This is a genomic window from Haladaptatus sp. CMAA 1909 (assembly GCF_043952005.1).
Lineage (GTDB): Archaea > Halobacteriota > Halobacteria > Halobacteriales > Haladaptataceae > Haladaptatus.
In genome coordinates, this window is the sequence record NZ_JBIOAV010000002.1 from 467,537 (window position 1) to 488,928 (window position 21,392).

Sequence of the window (21,392 nt, forward strand, 5' to 3'; positions counted from 1 at the left end):
TGGTTAGGAGAAGTCGGGCTGGTCGAGTTCCGATCGGGTGGCGTGGCCGTGCTTGACGCGCTTGGCGAAGGGGTCCCAGGCGTCGCCCTCCGGCCAGACGAGCGTGTCCTCGCTTTCGAACGTGTACCCCGCCTTCTTCAGCATCGTCTTGGCCTTCTCCACGTTGTACTCGTACGGTTCGGTCTCGGCGGCGAAGGGGGTGAGAAGGCTCGTGATCAGACGCTGGCCCTTAATCGCGGTACCGCGGCCGCCGAGCACGTTTTCGACGAAGCCCTGTTTGTCGACGGCGTGGCTGAGCGCCACGCGGAACGTTTTGTCCCGGAACAACGGGACGATGTGGTTGAGGTGAACGTCGGTCGGAGCGAAGTTCTTGGACGTCTGCTTCTCGACGCCGTCGGCCTTGGACGCGCGGTCGGCCTGCTGGTTTGAGACGGTCGTCCCGATGGCATCGATATCGCCCGACTGCATCGCGCCGATGAGCGTCGAGACGTTCCCGACGTTGGATTCGACCAGTTCGTCGATGCCGTCACCGGGGACGAAGTACTCGCCGAGGATTTCCTTACGGATCTTGTCGTCCCAGAGCCAGTGGCTCTCGTGTTTCTTCAGTCTGAGTTCGGCTCCCTGCTCCCAATTGACGAACTTGAACGGCCCGGTCCCGATGGGATTCTTCGGATTGTGCTGTCCGGGGCTGTCGACGTCTTTCCAACGGTGTTTCGGGATGATGGCGCTGCGGACGGCCCGCTGGGTAAGGAAGGAGGCGTCGGGTTCGGTGAGGTTGAACCGGATGCGGCCGCCTCCGGTGTTCGATACGACTTCCACGCTGTCGATGGTCCGGTAGAACGGCCCCTGCTGGGGGGCCGTGTACTGTTTGTACTGCTCGACGCTGAACTTCACGTCCTCGGGGCTGAACGATTTGCCGTCGTGCCAAGTGACGCCCTTTCGGAGGTCCATCTCGACCGTGGTGTCGTCCACGACTTCGTGTCCGGTTGCGAGACCGGGGACGATTTCCAGTTGCGGTGAGGCGTCGTAGAGGCCGTCGTACAGGTTGAGCAGACGCTTCTCCTCCATTCCCCCGGTCGACCAGGGGAGGTTGGTTCCTTGCATCCCGGAGAACACGCCTTTCACCCACGTGGTCGAGTCGCCTTGGGGCTGGAGGTTCACCTGCGTCCAGACGAACGAGTCGCGGGTCGTACCGTTCCCCGGCGTCGGGACGTACCCCTTCCAATCGGCGGTGTTGGCCACCGTGATTACGTCAGGGAAGTTCGAGGCGATGACGTACGCGTCTTTGCTGAGTTTCTTCTGAATCTCCTTACAGATCTCGGCGCGCGCTTTCGTGTCGCCGATCGTCGCCGCCTGTTTGTCCAGGAGTTTCGTAATCTCGTCGTTTTTGTAATTGTAGTAGTTTCCTCCCGTCTCCGGGTGTGCGCGCATCAGGAACGGGTTCGGGTCGAGTCCCCGTTGTGGGTCGGGCCCGTGAAGGTTCATCACCACGGGCGTCGGGTGTCCGATATCCGCACGCCAGTATTTGCCGTACCTGGTGCTCGGCTGAACGTTGACGAGATTCGTCGGGACGCCGAGGGCCTTGAACGAGTCCTTGATCATCAACGCGTGCTCGCGCATCCACGGCGTCTCCGACTGCGCGAAGTGCATATCCACGGGGGACAAGGGCGCACCCTCGACCGCATCGTACTCGAACTGGACGGCCTCGTCGTTGACCGACTTCCCCTTCGTCTCGACGGGCCACTCATCCCAGAACTTGGTCTTGATGGTGCGGCCATCGCCGCTGCTACCGTCGCTGTTCCCGTTGCTCTGGCAACCTGCCAATCCGGCGAGGCCCGCCGCACCCGCGACCCGGATGAACCGGCGCCGAGAGGTGGTACCTGTCTCAATCTCGAACGATTTTTCCTGCGACATCACAACACCGCGTTTCCACCTTATCAGCCTGAAAGTATTCCCGATACCCGTCAATCATCATCAGACTTTATATGCACACCCGTATTTTTGGGATCCATCGACCCGAACCTACTGTGAAAAACACGATAAAACATCATATATAAACACAATTATAAAATAACTTGTCATTAGTTACGAGCGTACGTTCGAGCGGGAACCGACCGTTCACCCGTCGTCGGACTCGGCGTTCGGTGTACCCCCTTCGCCGGAGAAGACGAGGTCGAAAAGTCGCTTCTCGGCGAGCCGGAGGCGTTCGCTGAGCGTCGACTGAGCGATGCCGAGTTCCGCCGCGATGTCGTCGGCCGACGCCTGGCGTGGCGCGTCGAAATATCCCATCGAGTGGGCCGCCTCGAGAACGGTCATCTGTTGCTGGGAGAGTTCGTTCCGCAGCACGCGGCCGAGCTGTCCGCTTCCGAGCGGTTCCCCGGTCGTCTCGACCTGATTCACGCTCAGGAGTTCGAATCGCTCGAACCGCTCCTGGATCCGATCCGCCAGCCGCCGGAAGTCCTCCCATTCCTTCACCGTCACAACCCCGTCAAAGTGATCCCCGTGCAGTTTCAGTCGATTCGGGATGGCCTTCTGGCGCAGAATCACACCGAGGATGAACGGGTACGGTTCGTGGGCGACGATGGTCAATCGGTACGTTTGCTGATTGGAAGCGTCCGGCGACACCTGTTCGTGATGGAACAGTTCAGCACGGGGGAGGGATTCGACCGCCGCCTCGGGATCGAACTCGCCGCCCAACGTGACGAGCAGCGATTCGATCCAGTCCCCTTCGTCGGCGTAGAAGGCGTTCTCGAACTCGATCCGTTGAACGTCCGGGAACTGCGTATTGAGGTCTTCGACGACACCGGACGGGATGGTCTGGAACTCGATGCGGAGAATTTTGAATCACCTTGGCCAAACGTATGCACCCTCTTGGGGAGTACCACATTAAAGAGTGGTCACTTGGTTAAGATTCGCCACTTGACGTTTCGCCTCACTCGCAGGTTCGGACGAGTGCGTCGACGGCGACGGGGCCGTCTTCGGTGACGAAGACCGGGTTCAAATCGAGTTCGGCGACGGCGTCGACCGAGTGAGCCATATCCCCGACGTTCACGAGCAGGTCGACGACCGACTCGACCGGCACGGAGTCACCATCCCGCCGCTCGACGAGCAGGTCCCCGAGGACGGTGCGTTCGATGGCCCGCCGCGCGTCCGCTCGCGAGAACGGCGGAACTAGCGTCGCGCTCTCGTCCAGCGCTTCCACGAGGATACCACCGGCGCCGACGGTGACGACCGAGTTAAACACGTCCACGGATGTGATTCCGACCATCGTTTCGACGCCGTCGTCGACCGTTGGCTGGACCAGCACGCCTTCGATGTCGCCGTCGTCGACGTGTGCTCGCGATGCAGAGACCACGTCGTGGTACGCCTCCCGTGCTTCCGTGGGAGAGTCGACACCGATCCGGACGGCGCCGGCGTCGGTTCTGTGCGGGAGTTCCGGGGAGTCGATTTTGAGGACGGCGGGTCCGCGCATCGACTCCACGGCGACGGCCGCCCCGTCAGCGTCAGTGACCGACCGAGTCTCCACGGTCGGCACGTCGAACGTAGAGAGCAGTCCCTCGGCCTCGTTCCACGTGAGTATCCGCCCTCTCGGTAGATCGAGGTCGAGTGCGTCGATATCAGTCTTCTGACCGCTCTTCCTGCGCATCGTGGGGAGCGAGTGCCGTGGCGGCCGGTCGGCGATGCGGTCGCGGTCGGCTACGAAGTCGTACGTCGACGCGACGGCGTCGAGACACAGGCTCGGGTCCTCGTAGACCGGGACCGACTCGCGGAGACGGGCGTATGGCGGCGTCTCGGTCGGGTCGTCGGGTTCCTTTCGTCCGGTCCAGAGCACGTACACCGGGGCCTCCGCCCGTTCGATGATGCCTTGCAGGTCGTCGGCGATTTGGGCCGCGCGGTCGTCCACTCCCGAGAGGCCGATCGCGAAGACGTAGGAGTCGAACTCGTCGGCGGCAAGGAGTACGTCGGCGATTTTTGGAAGCGCCTCGGCGCCATATCCCCGGATGTCTGCAGGATTGTGTAGTTGACCGTAGTTCAAGAGTTCGTCCATCTCCAACAGCGCACGTTCGGTCTCGCCGTCGATATCGGGGAGCGTGAGATCACGCTCGGCGGCCATATCGGCGAGCAGGCTCGCGAGGCCGCCGCTGGTCGAGGCGATACAGACGCCCGTACCGTCGGGGGCGTCGTAGGCGGTGTGTGCGCTCGCCCGAGCGAGGAGATCGGGGATGTCCGGGACGCGCTGGATACCGGCCTGGTCCAGGGCCGCCGCCCAGGCGTCGTCGTCGCCGGTGAGCGACCCCGTGTGCGAGAGCGTGGCCTCCTCCGCGAGGTCGGACTGCCCGATTTTCACCGTCAGGACGGGTGTTCCGTTCCGAATCGCAGTCTCGGCGACCCGCACGAACCGTTCCGGTTCGTCGATTCCCTCGACGTACGTGCAGATGACATCGACGCTCTCCTGGCCGGCGAGGTGCGCGACGTAGTCCCTGAGCGTCAGATCCGTCTCGTTCCCCGTCGAGACGATGTGACTGAAATGGAGGTCGCGATCGGCCGCCCGCTCGAAGAACGTCGTGAACGCCAGCGCTCCGGACTGACTGACCAGACCGATTCTTCCCGGTTCGGGTTCGCGTGAACACGTAGAGGTGAGTGTCGCACCTCGGGCGGCCATGACACCGATGCAGTTCGGACCGACCACTCGGATTCCCGCTTCTGCAGCTGTCTCGGCGAGGTTTCTCTCCATCTCGATTCCTGTTTCGTCCGCTTCGGCGAACCCCGCCGTGAGGACGAGCGCGACGGGAACTCCTCGCTCACCCGCTGCACGCACGACCTCAACGACGTATTCGCGCGGAACACTCACGACGGCGAGGTCGACGGTCTCCGGCACGTCCCCGATGCTGTCGTAACACGGGCGGTTCCACGCGTTATCCCGGTTCGGATTGACGGGATAGAGGGTCCCGTCGAAGCCGTAATCGAGGAGGTTGTCGACGAGGTTGCCCGAGTAGAACGACTCCGGACTCGCCCCGACGACCGCGACCGAATCGGGGTCGAACAACGGTCCCAGTTCTAGCGTCGTTCGGGATTCCTGATCGGAACTATTTGTACCGTTTGTCGTCATATCACTGGGTCGGTTCCCGTAGTATCCACGTGAACCTGCCCCCGATGGGGGTCGATTATCTTCATCGTTTAAATCCCCGCCCGGGAGAACTCAGTCACTTTCGACCGCCGTGTCGATCCGTTTTTCGTCCGGCTCGCCGTCGAGCGTGTCGTCGGCCGGGTGGAAACACGCCGCGGAGTGACGGTCGTCTGTCCACTCGGCCAGGCCGGGATCCTCGTCCCAACAGCAGTCGGTCGCCTTCGGGCAACGCGGGGCGAACTGGCAGCTCGTGGTAGCCCGCGAGGGGAGCGCCGGTTTCCCGTCGAGGGTGATTCGCTCGCGGTTCCCCCGCGGGTCCGTCTCCGGGACCGCCGCGAGCAGGGCCTCGGTGTAGGGGTGTTGTGGGTCGGTCACGATCTGTTCAGTCCGTCCGCGCTCGACGAACTGGCCCAGATACATTATCGCCATGCGATCCGCGATTTGCGAGAGGCTGGCGAGGTCGTGTGAGATGTACAGCACACCGATGCCCTCGGTGTTGGCCAGCCCGCGGAGGAGGTTGAGAACCTCCGCCTGCAGCGAGACGTCGAGCATCGAGGCTGGCTCGTCACAGATGAGTAGGTCGGGGTCGATGACGAGCGCCCGGGCGATGGCGACGCGCTGGCGCTGACCGCCCGATAGTTCGTTCGGATACGTGTCCAGGTACCGCTCCGCCGGGGCCAGTCCCACCTGTTCGAGCGACTCCTCGACGGCGGTCTCGCGCTCGTCGAGACGATACCCGTGGATCGTCAATGGCTCTTTGACCAGCTGCTCGACCGTCATCCGCGGATTCAGTGATTCGTACGGGTTTTGGAAGATAATCTGTAGTTTCCGCCGGAACAACTGGAGGTCGTCCCGGTAGTACTCGTACGAGCGCCCGTCGAACGTGAACCGGTCCACCGTGGGGTCCTCCAAGAGCGCGAGCGTCTCTCCGAGCGTCGACTTGCCGCAGCCCGACTCGCCGACGATACCGAGGATTTCACCGCGTGAGACGCTCAACGAGACCCCGTCGACTGCGCGGACGTGCGATTCGTCTCGCCCGATCACCGTTCCGATCACCTCGCCCCGTTGATCCCACCACTCGCGGATGTTGCCGGTGAGTCCCGTGATGGAGGGCGCGATACTGTCGATCGGGAGGCTCCCCAGTAACGAGTCCTCGCGTTTATACCACTTGCTCAACTCCTCGACTTCCAGAAGCACTTCACCATCCCGCGTCCGAGACCCCTCGGCGATCCCACCCCACGTCGAGGGATCCTCGGCAACGGAACGCATCCGGTTCGATCGTTCCACGTGGTGGCACGCGACCCGTTGGTTCCGGTACGGGAGCTTCTCGAGCTTCGGGACGGTCTCAGAACACGCGTCGGTCGCGAATGGACACCTCGACTCGAAGACACACCCGGTCGGTTTCGAATCCAGGTTCGGCGGTTTTCCCGGAACCGCGACGAGATCCCTCCCGTTCCCGGCGTCCAGAGCCGGATACGCGTTTTTGAGTCCCATTGTGTACGGGTTCGATGGGTTGAGAAGGAGGTTATCGATGCGCCCTTGCTCCATGACCATCCCCCCGTACAGCACCGACATCTCGTCACAGGTCTCCGCGATGACGCTGAGGTCGTGCGTGATCAACAGTAACGAGCTATCCGTCTCCTCTTGAATCTTCAGAATGTTGTCGATTATCTCGTCCTGGACGATGACGTCCAGCCCCGTCGTCGGCTCGTCCGCGATGATGAGTTTCGGGCCGAGGGCGAGCGCCATCGCGATGACGACACGCTGGCGCATCCCGTCCGAGAACTGATGCGGATAGTCCTCGGTTCGGCCGGGATTCAGCCCGACGGTCTCGAACAGTTCGCGTGCTCGCCGCTTGGCGCTCCGCTCGGAGACCGTCCTGTGAGTCCGTATGGCCTGGCAAATCTGGCCACCGACCGTCAGCGTGGGGTCGAGTGCGTCGATGGCCGTCTGTGGAATGAAGGCGATCTCCTCCCAGAGCAGGTCCTGTCGCTCCGCTGGCGTCATCGATCGCAAATCTCGACCCTCGAACTCGATCCCCCCCGACTCTATCACCGCATGGTCCGGTAGCAGGCCGAGGATTGCCTTCGCCGTCGTGGACTTTCCGGACGCTGACTCGCCCGAGAGCGCATAGTTGACACCGTCTTCGATGGTGAACGAGACGCCGTTCACGCTGTGGAGTGATTCGTCACTCGTGTCGTAACGCACCTCCAAGTCGTCGACATCAAGGAGCGTCATTTTCTTCCCTCGAAACGTTTCGTAGGGGACACGGCCGTAGTTGCATGCCAGTAGTTCGTGTCTATCATGCAGGGAACGCCGCGGCCGAATCGGACCATCCTGTGGTATCTTTTTGGGTGACCGTTATCAATCTCCGCTTTTGGTCAATTTTCGACACATAAACGTTCACATCTCATGTGTAGTTGTGCTTTCGGTACCCGGTCGCTCCCGTGGACGGATGGGAGCGCACCCGGTCAGCACGTGCCGCCTGCACCACCGGCCGCTCCGGCTCCAGCACAGCTCGCTGCGCTCGCGCTCGCACTCGTCGCTGCAGTTGTCCCCGCGACGACGATCGCTGCGTTGTTCGTCCGGCTATAGTTCGTGGACTCGCCCCACGCGACCGGTGCGATTTCGTCGTCGATATCGTCCGCAGCGAATACGGCGTCGCGCAGATTCGCGAGCGTAAAGCCGGCGTCGGTTGCGTATCGGTCGACTAGCTCGTCCGTCAGAAGAACGCGCCGGCACTCCTCGGCCTCGAAGAGTTCGTCGCCATCGAACGTGAATTGGATATCGTAGTGACGGACGAAGACATCGTCGAAGGGGGCCTGCATCGCGAGCGCGGCTTCGCCAACGAGATCCCACACGAGGTTTTGATCGGGATTTTCGACGTCCTCCCCGAGGGAAAATCGAGCGATCGGCACGACGATCGGTTCTCCGTCAGGACCTTCGTTGACGACCGCAACACCCGTTATACCACAGTCGTCGACGGCGTAGCCACCGCGCTCGACGGCCTCGTGGAGCGCTTCATCCGCCTCGTTTTGTCGCGATTCCAGATCGACTTGTTCGTCCGGCGTGTCGCTGCCGAGGAGTCGTTCGAGTAGTGAAGGCATCGTACCGGAATCGTTCGTCTACAGTTCCTTTGTTATTCGGGTGGTAGACGGCTGACGACGAGCGAGCATATGCGCTGGAATTCACCAGTTTGACGACACGGGTTATGCAGCCACACGTTCGATGGCTCCGCTCAATGGACGCCGACGAAACAGTGACTAATCTATTATACCATCGTAATGGAGGGATCGGACGCGACTCTCCATTTCTTCGATATGGACACTCCACCGGAGCCAACCAACTCGTACCGCCATGTGTCACCGACAACGGGGTGTGACTCTCGCGTGGTGGCGTCGTGGAGGAGTGGTCTCTAAATTCCCATAATCATTCCAATTGTTTCACGAGCTGGGTAACGTAGGGACTGTTGTCCCAGCTTCGATACGACCCAATTGCGTTCACAAGGTTCCGTGCTTCAATGTGGGTCATATGGCCATCACGGGCATAATCACAGATAAGACGCGGCGTTGGGACGATTCGAGGTCCTCTCAGTGCCGCATGGACGAGTGCGAAATTCGTCCCACCGAATTCATCCGTGAGAAAGCCATCCACAGCGAGTGCATTTGCGAGCAGTATGCCGTCTGTTTCGCCATCATCGAGCCCAAACGTCGGACGTGTATCTGGTGCTTCCGCTTTCTGATATGGGTCTGTAACGGTGTAGTGCTCTTGTGCGGCCAGAACGTTGTGAGCTGCCGCGCAATGGATGTCGTGATACTGCGCGATATCGTTGAGTTCCGAGACGACTTCGGGGGGAACGACGACTTCACATGAAGTGAGCAGATATTGGAGCGGATCGGGCGCGGAATCAGTATCGTAGTCGCTAGCAGCACGCGGGACTCCAAGACTCGCTAGTGCGCTCGTATCCGCAACGACTGTCCGCAATCGTGGTTGGCCGCTCATCGCTCGTCTACGTTGTTTGGTGTGCGTTCCGAATCGACGGTCTTCGCATTGCCATCGTATATGTCGGTGGCGTCAGGGGCCGCAAGGTCGAATGGCTCGCCTTCGAGGTCTGCTTTGAGCAATCGGAGCCGCTGGGCTGTTTCAGCACCGACCAATTGTTTCATCGTTTCGAACTCTAACTGGTCGTCATAATACTTCGTTGCGACCAGTTCCTGAAACGTCTCACTTTCCGCCGTGTCTTCGATGTACTCGCGAATTGCCTCTACGAGGAGGTCGGTTCGGTCTTTGTCGAAGAGGCTGGCAATTGCATCCAGTCGCTCGACCAGATACTCCGGAGATTGAAAATGGACGCGTCGGGGATCATCACTCGCGCTCATTGTATGTGCATGTTCTGCACATAGACGGAAAACGATTTCGACTCGTGTGCAAGCTATGCACACAAATGCACTATCCCACCGTCGTCAATCGGGAAAGCGCAGAAAGGATTGGTTCGGACGGCGAGTGTGCTATCGCCGCCTGGATGGCCTAAAAAACGGTTTGGGCAGTTCCTCGCGAGTCATGTCGAAATCAGTCTCGAATCACTTTTCTAACGATACGCATTTCGAGGGCGAGTTGGGGATACTAGTATGAACGTTACGACTAGCGGGGTAGTGAAATTCCTCTTGATTTTCAGTCTCGTCGGGAGCATCGTCAACGAGCAGAGGATAGGCGCGTTGATCAGCCTCACGCTCCTCGTCCTTTGGTACGAGTGGCGAGAATACGAGCGAAAGAATGGCCCCGGTGAATCTCGAAAAGATATCGAAGAGGAGGAGGAAGAACCTACTACGGTCTCGGTTTGACCGGAATCGTTGAGACCGTTATCATTCTCGCCTGCATCGTGGATCAGGCGGATTCCGACGAGTCGACACTCTTCCCCTCGATCGGATTACGGCCGTCAGTAGTTCGCTCGCTCGGCTCCACTTTTCGAGAGGGGGTTAGAGCGGATCGTTGTACTGGTCGGCCGGATCCTGTTGCTCATCGACGGCATCCGTAAACAGATCTTCATCCAACTCCTCTTCGAACTCGTCGCCGGTTTCTTGGGCCGATAACCCCAGCGAGAGAAGCTCTTCGACCGCTTGTTCTCGATTCAGAAAATCGCCTTGTTCGACAAGACGATCGATGTCGCTCTCGATACGATCGGGCAGGGCTACCTCGAGCGTGACCATAGACACACTCTGTTCCGGAGACAGATTAACTCTCGGGCTGTTCCCTCGTTGTGTAGTGGTGCTATTCCTCGGTTTCCGTCGTTTTCAACCCTTCCCGAGGGAGAACCCCCGAAACCTATGGATACATACCCATGCCCGACTCGTGACGCTCTACCCTGGCGATATGTCGGGCGCACTCGTTCCCGAGGATCGAACCTTCATTTCGCGGAAGATGACGCAGATGCGCTCGCGAGGAGACTCTCACAAAGTAAGACAAGGAACCGGTGATCTGCGAACGAGTTTGTCGGTGACGCTTCCAAATACGGATCGATTGAAGCCAGTTCGATCACGAGTTCCGGCGATGACGAGATCGATATCGTGGTCGTCGACATACGAGAGAATCGATTGGTAGTTCGAAGGTCCGTGTTCAACCGTTCGAGAGATCGATCCAACTCCCGCCTTCTTCGCGTCGGTTGACGCGGTTTCGAGTACTTCATGCGCATCCTCCTCTTCGGATGTCGACCGACTATCATTCCAAATATCAATGCCGAGCGATGCTGTATTATCGACGGACAGAAGGTGAAGTGAGGCCTCAGCCGTCGTTGCTGCCTCGATTCCGATCGAGAGTGCCTCGGTCGCACAGTCGCTTCCGTCAGTTGGAACTAACACGTCTCGATACGGGTATGTCGTCGTACTCTCTCCGGGCCGAATCGTGAGAACGGGGGTGTCGGCTTGTCTGACGACGCGCTCGGCTGTACTCCTGATAAGGAAACGCGTAAGTCCGTCACGTCCGTGCGTCGGCATGGTAATGAGATCGATACCCTGTGAACTAGCGTAGTCGACGATCGAACTCGACGGCTCTCCCCGAACGACGTCAGTGACGGTATCAACGCCACGTCGGTGAGCGCGTTCGGCAGCGACGCGAACGATTTCTTCACCTCTCTCCTCGAAGATATCGACGAGATCGAGTGCGTCGACGATCGCTCCTTGAAAGAGGGAGTCGCTCGCATGAGTCGTATCCGCGATGTTGAGAATATGGACGGTTACGTCGTGTTCGGCCGCGATATCGAGAATGTGATCGAACATGACGTTTGCACCGTCGCTGCCGTCCGTTGGAACGAGTATTTGATCATACACGGAATCCGTGTCACCATGCAGACCTAAAAGCCGGACTGATGTACACGCCGGAAGGACGACTGAATACATCGATACTCGGCGATCGGAAAATACACTTTCGATGAAATAGTTTAGAGGACTCCGCGAGGTAGGCGAGAATTTGGCGCTCCTGCGGGCGGTGAACGGACGGGATATCCCGGCCGGAATCGAACGTTTCGGCCGGGCGTTCAACGAGCCCTACCGTGGGGGATATCGCTTGAGCGTGGGGAGGGTGTCACGCCGACTCGACGACGTTGGTCGGTTTCTCGCCGGTGAGCCACTGTTCGAGATTGGCGGCGACGATGCGAGGGCCGCCAAGAACGGCATCACGGGTGGATCCGGCGACGTGTGGGGTGAGAACGACCCCGTCGCAGGTGAGCAGCGGATCGTCGTCGGGGAGCGGTTCCTGCCGGAACACGTCGAGTGCGGCACCGGCGATGTGGTTCGATTCGATCGCATCGACCAGTGCGGCTTCGTCCACGAGGCCGCCACGGGCGGTGTTGACGAGGAAGGCCGAATTTTTCATGGTCTCGAACTCCTCACGTCCGATGAGGCCGCTCGTCTCCTCGGAGAGGCGGACGTGGAGCGTGACGGCGTCCGACCGCTCCAACAACTCCGGGAGCGTCACGGGCTCTGCGTCCACTTCGCGGATGGCGTCGTCGTCGACGTACGGGTCGTAGGCGAGAACGTGGCTGTCGAACCCGTCCAGACGGCGGGCGACACCCCGGCCGATGTTTCCGAACCCGACGACACCGACCGTCGTTCGTTCCATGTCCGGCGGGAGTTCATCGGGGTCGAAAACCTGATTCCACTCCCCGTCGGTCATCGCGCCGTGATGGAAGGGAACCCCGCGGAGGCGCGAGAGCAACATCGTCATGGCGTAGTCGGCGACGGCGTTTCGGTTGCGGCCGGGAGCGTGTAGAACGGTTACGTCGTTTTCGTGCGCGGCCGCGACGTCGATGTTCTCGGTGCCGCCGCGGGCCGCCGCGACCACCCGTAAGTCCTCGGCTGCCTCGATGAGTTCCCGCGACACCGGTGCCTTGTGGACGACCAGCACCTCGACCCCCTCGCGGACGTTTTCGAGTATGGCGTCGGCGTCGAAACCGCTCGGACCGACCGCCTCCATGTCCATCGTCACGTTGCGGAACTCGGTCGGGGAGGCGGTCCCGAGCCAGTTCATCTCCTCGAAGTGGACTCCCTCCGATTCGAGGCGACCAAGCTCCTCGTACATGTATTCGCTCGGTTGCTGTGGATCCCCACAGAGAAGACACGTCACGGAGCGAGCACCACGGTTGGTATCTTCTGACATGGTTTTATTTCCACCCATCCCTATTCAACAGTTTCCATGTCGGACGGACGTCCTCCCGAACGCGTTCGAAGGTGTCCACGAGGTGACGATAGGTAGTGACGGTTTCGGGGTCCGGGTCGTGAGTTCGGTTCACGTCGACCGCAATCGACGTCGCCGCCCGGTGATCTTCGTAAAGGTCTGCGGCGACGCCAGCACAGAGGGCCGCCCCGCGCGCCCCGAGCTCGTCGCCGTCCGGAACGGAAACGGGATTATCGTGGATGTCCGCGAACATTTCAGACCACACTTCGCTTCGCGCTCCACCGCCGGTCAGTCTGAGGTCGGACACGCCCGACGAGAGGTCCGCCAATCCCGTGCACTGAGCAATAGCGACGCCCTCGTAGACCGCGCGCAGCAGTTCCTCGGCGGAGTGGTCCAGCGTCAGTCCGTAGAACCCGCCGCGCGCCTCCGGATAGTCGGTCGACCCGGAGAGGTAGGGATGGAAAATCACGCCGCCAGCCCCGACGGGATCGTCCGCGACGGTTTCGTCGTAGACGACGTACGGATTCACGCCTCGCTCGTCGGCTTCGGCGCGCCACTTGTCGCCGAACTCGTCCACGAACCAGTCGACACAGGCGGTTCCCGAGCGAATACCGCGGTAGCGAATCCAGTTATCGAGGAACCGTCGCGGGAGTCCCGTCTCTCCGGCGTCGGGGTCGTCGAGAACGGCGACGCTTTGTCCCCAGGTTCCGAGAATGACGACGCCTTGCCCGGGACGAATCGCTCCGGCACCGAGCGCACACGCCCCCACGTCGTGGAGCCCAGCGGCAACCGGCGTGCCCGTCGGGAGACCCGTCGCCGCGGCGGCCGACTCCGTGACCTCGCCACAGGCCGACGTGCTCTCGACGACCCTCGGGAGCGCGTCGAACGCCTCGGAGATGTCGAACGTGTCGAACACCGACGGGTCGTAGTCGTCGTCGGGTCCGTAGAAAACGCTCCCTTCCATCGTATCCGTTCCAAGATGCCCCGTCAACCGGTGCGTGATGACGTCCTTGCAGAACAGCACCGTCTCCACTTTCGAGTACGCCGCCGGGCGTTCGGACTTCAACCACGCCAGCAGACTGAACGGATCGGCACCGAACGGCTCCCAGCCGAGGCGGTCGGTCGCCGCGGCGAGCGTGCCGTCCGCCCGCCACTCTTCGAGGCGACTCATCGCTCGGGAGTCGGTCGACTTGATACCCACGACGGGGCTGTCGTCGGCGTCCAGCGCGTACAACCCGTGACCGTGACCCGCAACGCCGACGCCTGCGATGGACTCCGGGTCGACCGCATCGTCTCCGGTCACCGTCGCGATCGTGTCGGCGACCGCCTCCCACAACGCGTCGTGATCCTGATCGTCGCGTCCGGGGAGTCCGTCCCTGCTCGGCGTCTCTCGCGTCTCGACGGCGACCGTCTCACCATCCCGCGTGAACGCCGCCGCCTTCGTGTTCGTGAGGCCGGCGTCCACGCCGACTAACAGGGGGTCACTCATCGTCGTGGACGTCCGTTGTTCGACTCCGTCCGGCGCATCCGGTGAGTTCCGCCAGATCGACCATCACCTCGGCCAGTCGGTCGCGGATTTCGTCGCCGACCACGTGTGGGTGAAAGTACGTCTTGTCCGGCGACCACTCGTCGTCCGCGAAAAACGTGGCGCGATCCGCGGCCGTCCCCTCCGGCGGTCTGATTGCGTCGGCATGGTCGCGGTAGAAGTCCGCGGCGGTTCGAGCGAACTCGTACTGGTAGCGCGTGTTTTTGTTGAACTTACAGACGCCGGCGTCGAGGAACTCCGCGACCTGTTCGTCGGCGACACCCGACGACCCATGAACCACTAACGGCACGTCGTGGCCCGCCTCGTGGAGCGCCGTATTCACCTCGTCCGCAACGTCCGGTCGGACGTCCAAATCGCGTCCGGACGCCACGCCGTGTTGCGTACCGACGGACACCGCGAGCAGGTCGACACCGGTTCGCTCGACGAACCGGACGGCGTCGTCCGGGTCCGTATAGAAGGCTTCGTTCGGACTGGTCTCGGCACCGTTCTCCTCACCCGCAACCCGGCCGAGTTCGCCCTCGACCAACATCTCCTCCGGACCGTCACGGACTGCCTCGACGGCCTCACGGGTGCGTTCGACGTTCTCCTCGAACGGACGGTCCGAGGCGTCGACCATCACCGAAGACGGCACGCCGGACGCGACGACGTCGTCGAGGAACGGTCGTTGATCGGGCAAGTGGACGTGGTCGACGTTGAGAAAGACGTTGACGCTCTTCGACTCGGCGAGGTTCTCGACGTAGGAACCGAACGCACGCAGGCCCGCGGAGGCATCCCCGTCGCCGTAGAACGCACACGCATCACGGCTGACTTGTAACACCAGGTCGGCGTCCGCATCGAGCGCACCTCGAAGCAGTCCGACCATGATGTCGAATTGAACGACGTTGCTCGCGAAGAACCCGTACCCGTTCTCGCGAGCGGTAGCGTACGTATCCGCGAGTTCGTCACCGTGACAATATGGCATGTGAGAGACAGGCATGTAAGCTCGTATAATTCTATTGGAAGCGACGAAAGCATTCGAAAGTCTAACCGACGCCCGCGTTCAAAATTTCGGTTCTCCGCGGTGTACCCATCGTTCTCTTTACCTGAATTCTCGCGAGGGGGAAGATGAGTGAGCGGAGTTTGCGGTCATACGAATACATTGGATAGTAGTCTGAATAAACACTACGTCACGGAGCTTCTTGCCCGTACAATGGATAAACGGCTCACCCGTCGTCAGTTGGATCGTACGGCTGTGCGTCGTCAACTGACGGTGCTCCAATGGCAAGGATACGTGTGTCCGTTTCGGCGGTTTCAGGATTGAACGCTCGCTGTGGGCTCCCAGGATCGACGAAGAGGACGTTGCCGGATTCAACGACAATCGTCTCGTCGGGGGTTTCGACGTGAAGCGTTCCCTCAAGAACGTAGAATGCCTCGACTTGCTCGTCGTGGGTGTGGTAGCTCAACCCGGACTGTTCACCGGGGGCGAGTTCGTAGACCCGAAGACCGAGCTTCGAGTTCTGATAGTCGTATCCTGCGGCAACACTGAGCGACCGGACATCGGTTGGACGGTCGTCCCACTGATCAAGGTCGTTCGGGTCGATGAGATGGTATCCCATACCTATCGCTGTCGATGATCGGTGATTAAATGCTCGGACTAGTAGCCAGATTCCGATCTGACGATAGGAAAATAGTAGGTGTCAATTGGTGCAGTTCTACTCATGCAAATCGACACAGTTGCAGCAGCCAAAGACGGACTCGGAATCGCCGTTGGTCTGCTTCTAATGGGATTTACAGTGTACAACTATGCGTGGCGGTTACTCATCGAAACGAATCCTGCCTGGGGGCCGATTAGTGGTTCGGGAGGTGTTCATCTATTCAACCTCGCCGTGTTTGTAGGTGGTGTTCTTATTGCCTATCTTTCGTTCTTGAATGGCATTGCTAGGGAGTCCACGTGTGCCTAATCAACCGTTCGTCCAAATGAGTTCAGCGAAGAATCTCTCCTCGTACTTTCTCACTTCGTGGTTTTTCAGTGGACTCTCCCCTGTCCACACATTTATGTAGATTCAATCCGTTCCGTTACTAACGGAATTCTATCTTGCTATAAAATGAACAGACGAATACTTCGATTTCTGGTTGTCGTTTTAGGATTTGGGATTCTCTGCTATTTTGTCGGCGGAAGCCAGGTTAGTCACGAACTCGCGAGCGCTAATCCAGTGTTCATCGTCCTCGGCTTCTTCATCACCTTAGTCGCGCTTTTCTGTTGGAGCGAAGCTGTTCGCTGTCTTCTCGACCGTTCGGAAACCCCTATCGAGGGGTGGCGGTTCCGAGGTGCATACCTCGCAAGCTTCTTCGCCAAACAAATCATTCCGATCGGCCGCGCAAGCAGTCCGTTTCTGCTTGCCCATATCGTCTCATCGGAAATGAGCACAGATCGGGACCAAACGCTGGGGGCGGCACTCGTAATAGAGGTCTTGAACCTCACTGCATCGCTCAGTCTGGGTCTTATTGGATTGGTTTTCATTGCTCTTCAAGGTCAGTCTGTTACGGCAATTATCCCCGTTCCTTCGCTCCACATCGCGCTCCTCCTCACTGGTGGACTTCTGGCCGCCACGACCACGTTGTATCGATACAAGTACCTGCTTTTACATTCGATAGCGATTGCAGGTATCCGATTGCTCTCACTACTACGTGTATTGAGCGAGAATCGAACACAGCGCCTCCACCTTCGCCTTCGTCCGGTACAGACCCGTGTCCGATTCATCCACGAATATCTTCACTTACGAGTGCGCTCGTATTCGACCGAAGTCAGCCTCGTGCTGGAGAACCGCCGGCAAATCGGACTCGCACTTGGATGGTCGATCATCGGTTGGATCTGTTTCTGCCTTCCTCTCTATGCGAGTTTCCTTGCCCTTGATCGGCATGTCTCGATACTACTCCCGCTCTTTCTGATCCCTGCAAGTGGGGTTGCACGAGTCATTCCACTCCCAGGTGGTCTTGGTGGTGTTGAAGTTGTGCTAATCGGGATGATTATTGCGCTGACTGGCTTGGATGCGGGAACCACTGGCGGGATTGTTCTTCTCTATCGCTTGCTTAGCTATTGGGGGATTCTCGTGCTTGGTGGACTGTATTCGATGTTTTTCCTGGATATCGGGCAACTCGTCCACATTCGACGAAAGCAAACGTCGTAACGAACGACACCGCTTCGCTGATCGACGTAGTGTGATTGATTCTCGCCATTTCATACTCTGCAATACGATGTGAGATTATGTCGCGACACGCCGCTGCAACCGATGCCGCGATCAACGGTCTCGTTGGCTTCGTTCTCCTTTCGATTGGTAGTATCGTCGCATCGGCACTTGGGACCATATTTGATCCGGTGGTCGCTGCGATTCTAACACCGATCGTCCGGATTGTTTGTGCGTTCTATGGGCTCAAACAGTTTGTCTGGGGATTGTATTCGTTCATTGAAGATGCAACGAGCTAACATGGCACCTCATATTGTATACAACTTCTCGTAGTAGCGGATCGAATTCGAGGTAAATTTGGCTTTTGCACGATTTTATTTTTGAAAAGGGAGCGGATAGGTAACGTGACGGTTGATTCACAAATCACCCTACGTGGGGGAGTGTACTGCGTTTCGATTGCCAAACTTCGTAGCTAACCAACCACCGATTGCGGCTCCGATGAAACCCAACAGGGCTCCGATAGCCAAGATAGCCAGTACAACCAACGGGACGACGATCACCGTAAAGACGGTTGCACCGGAACCAAGCCATTTGGTGGCGATGTCGGAGAGAGGACTGAACGCCATCACCAGTGCTGGAATAGCACCAAGCGCTCCAGCAACGATACCCGTACGATATATCCTCAGTGCGTTGCGTTTCGCCAGATAGCCTGCAATCACCCCACCAATAGTCGCCATTATGAGTGAGTAGATCTCTGGTTCAAAGAACCAATTGTATCCGACGGTCAGTGGGATGGATATGAGCCCGCCAACAAGTGCGTATTTCCACTCTGACGACGTCTTGTTAGTTTGATTGAATCTCCCCATACTAATTGACCCAAACTATATATGGTGGTAAGAGTACTTTATTCTTTCTCAGTTTATTTGTTTGAATAGTAAATAGTTTCTATATCTAATAGTGATGAGGAAATGCTGGATATTTCTGTTAGTTCCCCGTCAATCCATACAAACTCAAAATCAGGAACGGATGTCACTGACTTGTTTGATGTCGATCTCCGGGGTTGAACTGGGTGACAGAGACATGCCTGGATCAGTTGTCTATTCCTGCTCGTGACGCACCATGGTACGCGTGTGAGCAGGGAGGAGGGGATGGCGAAGGAGAGGACGTGTGGGTCGGGAGTGATGGCGCCAGACCCACGCGAGACCCATTCAGGGTATCAGAGGCAACCGCGCCACAATTGGTCCTGCGGCTGAGTATTCTCCTTCTCATTTTCATCTATCCGTTTCGAACGGTACAGACACAAAAACGGGGTTAGTATAATGAAGGGCCACCATGGGTTACAATCCGCTTAGAAGAAGTAATACCGTATAGACTGTGCCGCCAGTCAGGAAAGCCCGGAACCGAATCTTATGTTCCCCTGGAAGTCCTTCCCTGGTTACATTGAGGACGACACTACCAGCTAAAAAGGCGAATAGAAGTGCAATCACAACATCATTGAATTTTACCAAAAACCCAATTATCGCTCCAACCGCGGTTGCTATTGCCAGTATCCACCGGCCGACGCGATCATATAATTCGCTATGGATTTCGCGGAGGCCATAATCCGTCTCCATGAAATGAAGCCCCATCGCGATAGCGAAGAAGACCAGACTATCCAAACCTGGTTGGTGCCGGTTGAAGAGTAAATACCCAATGAGACAACTATAGAAGGCAAAGGGACCCAATTGTACCCAGAAGGTACCAGCATTCGTCTGACCGTTCTGTCTGCCGCCAAGATCTCTGGAAGAATCCTTTACATACTGTTCGAGTCCATAGAACATGGTAAACCCGGCAAGAGCGACAACGTAGACGTGCTGTTCAGCAACCACGTAAAACGGGTCGGCTTGCTGAATAGTTCGGCTCCCCTCACTGAGTTCTGGGAATACGTGGACGAATACAAAAGCTGCCGAAGCACCACCTGCAAACGAGAGCCAACGACTCCGAGAGAGCATATCTAACAGGTTGAGTCGACGTATGAATAGCGGGATCAGAACCAGTAGGATAGCGCAAATCGATGGACGAACGACTGTTTCAGGGGGCAGCTCGAACATCAAATACCGTCTATACGTCGTTCCCTTCGCTCTTCATCGCTTCCCATCTCATACGTTATTCCCGAGTAAAGACATGATGTAAATCAGGTTGAATAATGGAGGATCGCTACTACAAGATAGAATAAATGGATGGCGAGGGGTCTGTCTCCCGTTTCGATAACGACTTTGCACCCGCAAGAACGTCCACAGGAGCGTAGTCTCTACAGGTATCGAGTCGAATTAAAAACAGATATTCACGGGCGGTTGTCAATGACCTCTCGTACTCGTTTTCAGGAAACACTGAGGGTCTCTGTCGTCACACCAAGTCATGTCGACCAATCGTGAGGTAAAAGCCCTTGAGTTCGCCACCCTGCTCATTGACGATTCTTTGAATGAGTCGTGTCGGACTCTCCTCGATGCTCTGTATACTTGAACAGGCGGATGTCTGTTCACGCGTCTTCAGGATCGACTATCGCGACGGCAACGTACTCCGGTGGTCGCTGACTGATGATGGTGTGGAGAACACAGTTGGCGAGACGTACACGCCGGCACTGTCTGTTTCGGCGCACGGCGACAGCTCCCGTGCCGAGATTCGGCTTGGACTCGACGACCATCCGGCTGAAACATGAGTATTAGGTACAATAGCTGTCCTTACACGCTTCATTTCTGGCTTCCCCATTCTACCCAAGACCCATTATAATTTCTCACTGAGTCGAATCCAAGCAGCTCAGACAAGACAAACCAGAATAGCGAGGATCGATACCTAGCAGCACAGTAGAGAAAATTTCTTGATCTGCGTTTAGTTGGTTGCGCTCCACAATTCGTTTCCTCCGTCGAGAATACGGACACTGTCATGCCCGAAGTAAGAGAATCACGCTTCGCATACGATGCTGCCCATGTACATCCATGGAGAAAGGGAACATCGAGTACACTGATCTCCGCGACGAACTCACCAACCCATGGATCATCTATTTCGGCGGCAAAGTCCTCCTGATCGACACGATCACCTCTTCGATTGCAGGGTACAGAATTATGACTCGTTATTCACATCCTTTGCGCCACGAACGGTTGCCTCGACTGCCTCGATACCGGCGTCATGGAGTATATCACCGACAATAACCGTATCAGCGACATTCGCCATCTCGTAGGCCGAATCGTAGTCGTGAATGCCGCCACCGTAGAAGAGCTGTGCTGATGAGAGTGCATCATGTACGGCAGCCACGACAGCTGGATAACCAAGCGTGCCAGAATATTCGAGATAGACGATATCTTGGCCGAGGATCTGTTCGGCGAGTTCAGCATAGGCGACGACGTCATCGACATCGAGGTTACAGCCCGCTTGCGTGTACGTGGCGACTGCCGACGCCGGATTGAGGACGATATAGGCTTCAGGATGGACGTCGTCCCACTCAAGATCCGAAGAGCGGACCCATTCGTGATGTGCTCCTGTGATCCACAGTGGGTCACCGGCATTCAGAACGATTGGAACGAGATATCCAGAGAGTGCCTCGGTATGAGACGACGGGCGGTAGGTCGGCTCGACGAATATGGGAATCTCGGTAGAAGAAAGTGCGTTCAGAATCGGTTGAACACGTGCTTCTGTAACGTTCGTGGTGCCACCGATAACGAGTGCATCTGTGCCTGTTTTAGCAACGTCAGCGTAGGAATCCCCGTCGTGCAGCGTTTTGTCCGGATCGACCTTCGTGACGTGGTCCCACCGCGTCCATGGAGCCGCCATAGTTCTGTGTAGTCCGATAACACGCAAACCGCTTTCTCTCTGCCTACTCGAAACTACAGAATCGTACCACAGCCGCGAA

The 21,392-nt window shown here is 58.3% G+C and carries 21 protein-coding genes and 1 pseudogene; 5 read left to right on the forward strand and 17 right to left on the reverse strand.

The window, feature by feature from the left end:
- Positions 1–3 precede the first annotated feature (3 nt).
- The 7 genes from ACGYLY_RS20355 to ACGYLY_RS20385 all read right to left on the reverse strand — a co-directional run bounded on the left by ACGYLY_RS20355 (position 4) and on the right by ACGYLY_RS20385 (position 9,507).
- Positions 4–1,914: an ABC transporter substrate-binding protein gene (locus ACGYLY_RS20355; protein ID WP_395284707.1), complete on the reverse strand. Its 1,911-nt coding sequence runs from the start codon at positions 1,912–1,914 to the stop codon at positions 4–6.
- Between the two features lie 204 nt (positions 1,915–2,118).
- Positions 2,119–2,697, reverse strand: coding sequence for a helix-turn-helix domain-containing protein (locus ACGYLY_RS20360; RefSeq protein WP_395284706.1), 579 nt, complete (start codon positions 2,695–2,697; stop codon positions 2,119–2,121).
- Positions 2,698–2,932: 235 nt separating this feature from the next.
- Positions 2,933–5,110, reverse strand: coding sequence for an acetate--CoA ligase family protein (locus tag ACGYLY_RS20365; RefSeq protein WP_395284705.1), 2,178 nt, complete (start codon positions 5,108–5,110; stop codon positions 2,933–2,935).
- Between the two features lie 90 nt (positions 5,111–5,200).
- The gene (locus ACGYLY_RS20370) at positions 5,201–7,366 is read right to left on the reverse strand and encodes a dipeptide ABC transporter ATP-binding protein (protein ID WP_395284704.1); all 2,166 of its coding nucleotides are present in this window, start codon (positions 7,364–7,366) and stop codon (positions 5,201–5,203) included.
- Positions 7,367–7,599: 233 nt separating this feature from the next.
- On the reverse strand, positions 7,600–8,235 hold the full coding sequence (locus tag ACGYLY_RS20375; RefSeq protein ID WP_395284703.1) for a hypothetical protein: 636 nt from the start codon (positions 8,233–8,235) through the stop codon (positions 7,600–7,602).
- Between the two features lie 322 nt (positions 8,236–8,557).
- Positions 8,558–9,130, reverse strand: coding sequence for a hypothetical protein (locus ACGYLY_RS20380; RefSeq protein WP_395284702.1), 573 nt, complete (start codon positions 9,128–9,130; stop codon positions 8,558–8,560).
- Positions 9,127–9,507, reverse strand: coding sequence for a hypothetical protein (locus ACGYLY_RS20385; RefSeq protein ID WP_395284701.1), 381 nt, complete (start codon positions 9,505–9,507; stop codon positions 9,127–9,129). Before ACGYLY_RS20385 ends, ACGYLY_RS20380 begins: the two co-directional genes overlap by 4 nt.
- 249 nt (positions 9,508–9,756) lie before the next feature.
- Here ACGYLY_RS20385 and ACGYLY_RS20390 point away from each other — a divergent pair, with 249 nt between their 5' ends.
- Positions 9,757–9,969 (forward strand): hypothetical protein, encoded by a 213-nt coding sequence (locus ACGYLY_RS20390; protein ID WP_395284700.1) that lies wholly within the window; start codon positions 9,757–9,759, stop codon positions 9,967–9,969.
- 135 nt (positions 9,970–10,104) lie between these two features.
- Here the strand turns inward: ACGYLY_RS20390 and ACGYLY_RS20395 are convergent, their stop codons facing one another.
- From ACGYLY_RS20395 to ACGYLY_RS20420, 6 genes are all read right to left on the reverse strand, one after another.
- Complete coding sequence (locus ACGYLY_RS20395; protein WP_231187308.1) at positions 10,105–10,335, reverse strand: ribbon-helix-helix domain-containing protein; 231 nt, start codon at positions 10,333–10,335, stop codon at positions 10,105–10,107.
- A 240-nt stretch (positions 10,336–10,575) separates the two neighbouring features.
- Positions 10,576–11,520 (reverse strand): universal stress protein, encoded by a 945-nt coding sequence (locus tag ACGYLY_RS20400; RefSeq protein ID WP_395284699.1) that lies wholly within the window; start codon positions 11,518–11,520, stop codon positions 10,576–10,578.
- Between the two features lie 184 nt (positions 11,521–11,704).
- On the reverse strand, positions 11,705–12,700 hold the full coding sequence (locus tag ACGYLY_RS20405; protein ID WP_395284933.1) for a 2-hydroxyacid dehydrogenase: 996 nt from the start codon (positions 12,698–12,700) through the stop codon (positions 11,705–11,707).
- Between the two features lie 82 nt (positions 12,701–12,782).
- On the reverse strand, positions 12,783–14,285 hold the full coding sequence (locus ACGYLY_RS20410; protein WP_395284698.1) for an FGGY-family carbohydrate kinase: 1,503 nt from the start codon (positions 14,283–14,285) through the stop codon (positions 12,783–12,785).
- The gene (gene fba / locus ACGYLY_RS20415; protein WP_395284697.1) at positions 14,278–15,303 is read right to left on the reverse strand and encodes a class II fructose-bisphosphate aldolase; all 1,026 of its coding nucleotides are present in this window, start codon (positions 15,301–15,303) and stop codon (positions 14,278–14,280) included. Before fba ends, ACGYLY_RS20410 begins: the two co-directional genes overlap by 8 nt.
- A gap of 241 nt (positions 15,304–15,544) precedes the next feature.
- The gene (locus ACGYLY_RS20420) at positions 15,545–15,937 is read right to left on the reverse strand and encodes a cupin domain-containing protein (protein WP_395284696.1); all 393 of its coding nucleotides are present in this window, start codon (positions 15,935–15,937) and stop codon (positions 15,545–15,547) included.
- A gap of 102 nt (positions 15,938–16,039) precedes the next feature.
- Here ACGYLY_RS20420 and ACGYLY_RS20425 point away from each other — a divergent pair, with 102 nt between their 5' ends.
- The 3 genes from ACGYLY_RS20425 (at position 16,040) to ACGYLY_RS20435 (ending at position 17,805) form a co-directional block, all read left to right on the forward strand.
- Complete coding sequence (locus ACGYLY_RS20425) at positions 16,040–16,282, forward strand: hypothetical protein (protein WP_395284695.1); 243 nt, start codon at positions 16,040–16,042, stop codon at positions 16,280–16,282.
- Between the two features lie 144 nt (positions 16,283–16,426).
- Entirely contained in the window at positions 16,427–17,509 is a 1,083-nt protein-coding gene (locus tag ACGYLY_RS20430) for a lysylphosphatidylglycerol synthase transmembrane domain-containing protein (RefSeq protein WP_395284694.1), read from the forward strand.
- A 77-nt stretch (positions 17,510–17,586) separates the two neighbouring features.
- Positions 17,587–17,805: a hypothetical protein gene (locus ACGYLY_RS20435; RefSeq protein ID WP_395284693.1), complete on the forward strand. Its 219-nt coding sequence runs from the start codon at positions 17,587–17,589 to the stop codon at positions 17,803–17,805.
- A 129-nt stretch (positions 17,806–17,934) separates the two neighbouring features.
- On the opposite strand, the gene ACGYLY_RS20440 is transcribed toward ACGYLY_RS20435, so the two are convergent.
- Positions 17,935–18,372 (reverse strand): DUF5518 domain-containing protein, encoded by a 438-nt coding sequence (locus ACGYLY_RS20440; protein ID WP_395284692.1) that lies wholly within the window; start codon positions 18,370–18,372, stop codon positions 17,935–17,937.
- 471 nt (positions 18,373–18,843) lie between these two features.
- The gene (locus ACGYLY_RS20445) at positions 18,844–19,596 is read right to left on the reverse strand and encodes a hypothetical protein (RefSeq protein WP_395284691.1); all 753 of its coding nucleotides are present in this window, start codon (positions 19,594–19,596) and stop codon (positions 18,844–18,846) included.
- A 395-nt stretch (positions 19,597–19,991) separates the two neighbouring features.
- Here ACGYLY_RS20445 and ACGYLY_RS20450 point away from each other — a divergent pair, with 395 nt between their 5' ends.
- The gene (locus tag ACGYLY_RS20450) at positions 19,992–20,204 is read left to right on the forward strand and encodes a hypothetical protein (protein ID WP_395284690.1); all 213 of its coding nucleotides are present in this window, start codon (positions 19,992–19,994) and stop codon (positions 20,202–20,204) included.
- Between the two features lie 31 nt (positions 20,205–20,235).
- Here the strand turns inward: ACGYLY_RS20450 and ACGYLY_RS20455 are convergent.
- Together ACGYLY_RS20455 and ACGYLY_RS20460 are read right to left on the reverse strand one after the other, a co-directional pair.
- Positions 20,236–20,334 (reverse strand): annotated as a pseudogene (locus ACGYLY_RS20455) (sulfurtransferase); the annotation flags it as partial.
- A 271-nt stretch (positions 20,335–20,605) separates the two neighbouring features.
- Positions 20,606–21,313, reverse strand: a complete 708-nt coding sequence (locus tag ACGYLY_RS20460) for a phosphoglycerol geranylgeranyltransferase (RefSeq protein WP_395284932.1) — start codon at positions 21,311–21,313, stop codon at positions 20,606–20,608.
- Between the last annotated feature and the right edge of the window lie 79 nt (positions 21,314–21,392).

Excerpts from the sequence above, each read along its gene's own strand:
- ACGYLY_RS20355 (WP_395284707.1), bottom strand. The coding sequence starts at position 1,914 with ATGTCGCAGGAAAAATCGTTCGAGATTGAGACAGGTACCACCTCTCGG.
- ACGYLY_RS20365 (WP_395284705.1), bottom strand. The coding sequence starts at position 5,110 with ATGACGACAAACGGTACAAATAGTTCCGATCAGGAATCCCGAACGACG.
- ACGYLY_RS20370 (WP_395284704.1), bottom strand. The coding sequence starts at position 7,366 with ATGACGCTCCTTGATGTCGACGACTTGGAGGTGCGTTACGACACGAGT.
- ACGYLY_RS20375 (WP_395284703.1), bottom strand. The coding sequence starts at position 8,235 with ATGCCTTCACTACTCGAACGACTCCTCGGCAGCGACACGCCGGACGAA.
- ACGYLY_RS20380 (WP_395284702.1), bottom strand. The coding sequence starts at position 9,130 with ATGAGCGGCCAACCACGATTGCGGACAGTCGTTGCGGATACGAGCGCA.
- ACGYLY_RS20385 (WP_395284701.1), bottom strand. The coding sequence starts at position 9,507 with ATGAGCGCGAGTGATGATCCCCGACGCGTCCATTTTCAATCTCCGGAG.
- ACGYLY_RS20390 (WP_395284700.1), top strand. The coding sequence starts at position 9,757 with ATGAACGTTACGACTAGCGGGGTAGTGAAATTCCTCTTGATTTTCAGT.
- ACGYLY_RS20395 (WP_231187308.1), bottom strand. The coding sequence starts at position 10,335 with ATGGTCACGCTCGAGGTAGCCCTGCCCGATCGTATCGAGAGCGACATC.
- ACGYLY_RS20400 (WP_395284699.1), bottom strand. The coding sequence starts at position 11,520 with ATGTATTCAGTCGTCCTTCCGGCGTGTACATCAGTCCGGCTTTTAGGT.
- ACGYLY_RS20405 (WP_395284933.1), bottom strand. The coding sequence starts at position 12,700 with ATGTACGAGGAGCTTGGTCGCCTCGAATCGGAGGGAGTCCACTTCGAG.
- ACGYLY_RS20410 (WP_395284698.1), bottom strand. The coding sequence starts at position 14,285 with ATGAGTGACCCCCTGTTAGTCGGCGTGGACGCCGGCCTCACGAACACG.
- fba (WP_395284697.1), bottom strand. The coding sequence starts at position 15,303 with ATGCCATATTGTCACGGTGACGAACTCGCGGATACGTACGCTACCGCT.
- ACGYLY_RS20420 (WP_395284696.1), bottom strand. The coding sequence starts at position 15,937 with ATGGGATACCATCTCATCGACCCGAACGACCTTGATCAGTGGGACGAC.
- ACGYLY_RS20425 (WP_395284695.1), top strand. The coding sequence starts at position 16,040 with ATGCAAATCGACACAGTTGCAGCAGCCAAAGACGGACTCGGAATCGCC.
- ACGYLY_RS20430 (WP_395284694.1), top strand. The coding sequence starts at position 16,427 with ATGAACAGACGAATACTTCGATTTCTGGTTGTCGTTTTAGGATTTGGG.
- ACGYLY_RS20435 (WP_395284693.1), top strand. The coding sequence starts at position 17,587 with ATGTCGCGACACGCCGCTGCAACCGATGCCGCGATCAACGGTCTCGTT.
- ACGYLY_RS20440 (WP_395284692.1), bottom strand. The coding sequence starts at position 18,372 with ATGGGGAGATTCAATCAAACTAACAAGACGTCGTCAGAGTGGAAATAC.
- ACGYLY_RS20445 (WP_395284691.1), bottom strand. The coding sequence starts at position 19,596 with ATGTTCGAGCTGCCCCCTGAAACAGTCGTTCGTCCATCGATTTGCGCT.
- ACGYLY_RS20450 (WP_395284690.1), top strand. The coding sequence starts at position 19,992 with ATGCTCTGTATACTTGAACAGGCGGATGTCTGTTCACGCGTCTTCAGG.
- ACGYLY_RS20460 (WP_395284932.1), bottom strand. The coding sequence starts at position 21,313 with ATGGCGGCTCCATGGACGCGGTGGGACCACGTCACGAAGGTCGATCCG.